The organism is Psychrilyobacter sp., from assembly GCF_049671765.1.
GTDB lineage: Bacteria > Fusobacteriota > Fusobacteriia > Fusobacteriales > Fusobacteriaceae > Psychrilyobacter.
The window spans coordinates 1-4,043 of record NZ_JBATVM010000245.1 but is presented as its reverse complement, the minus strand read 5'-3'; the positions used below and the strand labels follow the sequence as shown (position 1 = coordinate 4,043).

Here is a 4,043-nt window from a genome sequence, read left to right as displayed (position 1 = left end):
TCCTATCAATACTCTATTCTCTGCTATACTAGCTAGGTCTTTTTTTACTGCGGCTTCTCCACCACTAGATATAGAAAAAATCCCCATAATGGAGGCTACTCCTATTATTATTCCCATAAGAGGTACCGCACTACGGAGTTTATTTCCCATAATAATTTTCTTTACCATCCAAAAAACCATTTTTTTCTCCCCTAAACTTTTTATACAAACATCACAAAACAAAACTTTCAACACAGAGACTCGGAGGACACTGAGATGCGCAGAGTTTTTTTTGACACAGATTTCACAGATCTAAAACCTAAACCTTCATCACAAAGAAATGAGATAATGAGCTCACAAAGGAAAAACTAGAAAGCTCACTGAGTTTCTTTTTTTCTGTCGCAGATTACACAGATTCACCCAGATTTTGCATAACAACTCTTTCTATTTCTAAACTTTTATTGCCAAAATTAATTATGATCCCGACTTTTTTTCCTGTAGCCTTAAGATAATTTGCTATTTGAGCTTTATGAATTTCAATTATTTTTGAAGTACATTTTAATTCTAATATTATCTTATCTTCTACAATTATATCGGCTATATAATCACCAATAATTTTCTTTCTAAAACTTATTTTAATTGGTTCTTGTTGTCTTGATTTCAGATTTTTTTCTTCAAATAATATCATTAAAGCATTTTCATATACTTTTTCTAAAAATCCGGTTCCTAACTCTCTATGTACTTCCATAGCTAAACCAATAATTTCATAAGATAATTCTTTATATAAAAATTCTTTCATATTTATCACTCCATAAATAATCTGCGTCAGTCTGCGTAATCTGCGACTAAAAGTTTTTTTCTCCGTATTCTCTTCTTTTCCCTCTGTGTATCTCCGTGTCCAATTGTTTTTCTTCGTGTCCATTCGTATAATTCGTGACTAGTTTTTTCTATCTTTTCATTTTCAATTATCTTTCCTACTTCACCAGTACCTTCTCCCCATCTCTCACCTTAAACGGATTCACCACTACTTTTGTTCCTTCAGGTAGATTTAAAACTTCGTATTTAGACAGTGTCTTCATCCCTGTTTGTATCTCTACTTTTCTAGCCCTACTATTTTCTATTATATAAACATAAGTTTTTCCATTTTCTTCGATTACAGAAAAAGCATCCACTACATTTATACCATTAAGTTCTTTACCAGATATTTCTACTCCTACATTAACTCCTGGTAAAAGACCTATAGATCCATCTAGTTCTACAGTAGCAGTCAGATATCTTTCTTCATTATTTCCATTTTTTATTACTTTAGCTACACTTGAGATTGAAATTACTTTTCCACTATATTTTTTTTCTTCCAATGATCCTTTAGAGATAATATCTACATTAGCTCCTGTAGTTACACCTTGAGATTGATATATAGGTATTAGTACTTTTACTTCTAATCCACTATCTAGAGATGCAAAGTTTAATAGAGGTTTTCCTGGCGTTGCCATCATTCCATTTTCTACAAAAACGTCAGTTATTATTCCATTTTCTGGAGCAGTCATATTCTGACTCATCTCTTTTAATTCCTCATTTAAACTATTTGATTTTATCTTTAGTCTCTGTTTAACTAGAGATATATCTTGAATTACATTGTTATATTCCAAATCTTTTAATGCTGCATCTGTAATATATTTATTTGCTTCTAAAGAGGATACTCCATCTTGCTCTAATAATTCTTTCATAGTTTTAGCAGTACTGTTAGCATTATTTAACTGAAATTTTACAACCTTTTCCCTTCTTTCTAATTCAATTACTTGTTTTTCCAAAATCTCAACTTCTAATTTTTTTTCTTCTAACTTCATAGAAACATTAGAAACCCCTGTATTTTCAAATCCATCAGTTCCTACACCACTAAATTTAATCAATTCCTCTCCAGCTTTTACCATAGTTCCTGGTTTTATCTTTACTTCATCTACCATCATAGGAACTTTCTTATATAGTCCATAAGTTTTCTTTGCATTTACTATTCCTTCAAATTTTAAATTTTCAGAAATATCTTCATTACTTATCTTTACTAGTCTCACTGAAGCCATATCTTTTGTATTTCTATTTTTTAATACTGTATATCCTCCTCCAATAACTAAAAGAGCTATCACAGCTATAATTATTTTGTTTTTCATTTTCATCTCCCTAAATATCTAAAACTTTTTTGACGCAGAAAAATTTATAAAACTCGAATATCGTATGGGTAATTCATGAATTACCCCTCCATAAATTCAAAACACTTGATTCTTCATCACTAAGAACATGTATCGTTGTCTGAGCGCAGTCGAAGACAGCACCCGCGTTCTATGCTTTTTTTATCTTTTCATTTTCAATTATCTTTCCCTATCTCCAGGCATTTTCATATGTATCTATTGCTAACATCAATTCCCTTTGTAGAGTATAATAACCTTCCTCTGTTACTCTTTGTTTATCTACACTATCCAAATATTCAAATGAACTCATAAGGGAATTATTATATCTTAGTGTATCTATAGTGGCATTTTCATCAGCTATCTCCACCTTCATCTCTTGAGCTTCTAGTTGTTTAGACAGTGTAATCATATTACTATACTTTTCTTTCAGTTCTAATTTTACTTCATCTTTCATCTTTGTCAGATCTATATTTGCCTGATCTACCCTATATTGATTTTGAGCTACAGTATCCATATCTGCACCCCAATTAAATATATTCCAATTAAATCCCACACCAATTCTATATGAGTCTTTACCATCTCTCTCATTTTTAAAATTCTTTTCAAATCCTATTCCTACCTTTGGATAGTATGCTGCTCTAGCTATATTTACATCTCTCTCACTTTCTTTAAGATCTATCTCTGTACTCTTAACCTTGCTTCCCTCATTTAATGCTTTGGTAATATCATTATCTAATAAAAATTTATTTAAATCCAGTGTTTTATAGTCAAATTCAGCTATATTTAAAGGCTCATCCATAGATATCCCTAATAATATTTGTAACTCATATGTTTTTATCTCCGATTGTTGTTTTACTCCTAAAAGAGTCACTTCATTACTTAATATATCACTCTGCACCCTAAGTACATCTGATTTTTTTACTAATTTATTGTTATTGTAAAGTTTTTCTAGTCTTTCCCTTTGTTTTTTTAGTGTTTTGTTTACTCCGTCCAAAATATCGGCTTGTTTTTTTAAATTTAATACTTCAAAATACTTTTTTATGACCTCTTTTCTCATGTCATATTTTAACAAAATATTACTTAAAGATGCTTTTTCTACTTCTAACTTAGATTTTTTGTATTCATTGGTAAGTTTTCCACCTGTAAAAAGAGGCATAAAAATCCTAGCTTCTACCCCTATACTCTTATCAAATGGATTTAAGTTATTGTCATAGCTAGTATCCTCTGGGTCTATACTAAGAGATACTTTAGGCAAAAATGCTTTCATTTTCTTTTTTTCTTCTAGTTTTTTTATATCCAGAGTAATTCTTCCCCTTCTTATCTCTGGATTTTCATTTTCTGCAATTTTAAGTGCTTCTTCTAAATTTAAATCTTTTGAAAAAACATTTAATGAAGCTATTGCCATCAATGCCAGTATCATAATTTTTTTCTTCATCTATATTCCCCTCTATAATCTCGTTATTTATTATTTTTTCAGGATTACCCATGAGTAACCTTTCCCTAGTTTTTCTACCTAATTTATTATCTATCTCTTTTATTATATCTTCTAATTCATAGTTTCTGTATTTTCTATCATGGACATCACTAGCCAAAATATCTATAAGGCCTAGCTCTATCCACTTATATATTTCTTTTTTATGTCTCAAGGATTTCAGATTTACTTGGATCACAACTCCTAGTTTTTTTAATTCATATAGAGTTTTTACTTTTATAAATGGATACCTTTCCACATGAGCCAAAACTGGTTTATACCCTAAATTTATAATTAGTTCCAATGATTTTTCTAGTGCTACCTTTGTCATTCCTGGGATAGCTTCTACCAAAAGATAATCACTTTTATTTAAAGTTTTTACTTTTTTTTCTTTTAAGGCCGAAAGACCT

4 protein-coding genes and 1 pseudogene are annotated in these 4,043 nt (G+C 30.2%); all 5 read right to left on the bottom strand.

Going from position 1 to position 4,043, the window contains the following annotated elements:
* Positions 1-180 (bottom strand): annotated as a pseudogene (locus tag WBG30_RS11885) (hypothetical protein); the annotation flags it as partial.
* 205 nt (positions 181-385) lie between these two features.
* A complete protein-coding gene (locus tag WBG30_RS11880) occupies positions 386-778 on the bottom strand; it encodes a GxxExxY protein (RefSeq protein WP_424504874.1) in 393 nt (130 codons plus the stop codon).
* A 175-nt stretch (positions 779-953) separates the two neighbouring features.
* Positions 954-2,144, bottom strand: a complete 1,191-nt coding sequence (locus WBG30_RS11875; protein ID WP_424504873.1) for an efflux RND transporter periplasmic adaptor subunit — start codon at positions 2,142-2,144, stop codon at positions 954-956.
* Between the two features lie 208 nt (positions 2,145-2,352).
* On the bottom strand, positions 2,353-3,597 hold the full coding sequence (locus WBG30_RS11870) for a TolC family protein (protein WP_424504872.1): 1,245 nt from the start codon (positions 3,595-3,597) through the stop codon (positions 2,353-2,355).
* On the bottom strand, positions 3,509-4,043 hold a 535-nt coding region (locus WBG30_RS11865; protein ID WP_424504871.1), incomplete at its 5' end, for a CpsB/CapC family capsule biosynthesis tyrosine phosphatase. The genes WBG30_RS11870 and WBG30_RS11865, both read right to left, overlap by 89 nt.

Excerpts from the sequence above, each read along its gene's own strand:
- WBG30_RS11880 (WP_424504874.1), bottom strand. The coding sequence starts at position 778 with ATGAAAGAATTTTTATATAAAGAATTATCTTATGAAATTATTGGTTTA.
- WBG30_RS11875 (WP_424504873.1), bottom strand. The coding sequence starts at position 2,144 with ATGAAAAACAAAATAATTATAGCTGTGATAGCTCTTTTAGTTATTGGA.
- WBG30_RS11870 (WP_424504872.1), bottom strand. The coding sequence starts at position 3,597 with ATGAAGAAAAAAATTATGATACTGGCATTGATGGCAATAGCTTCATTA.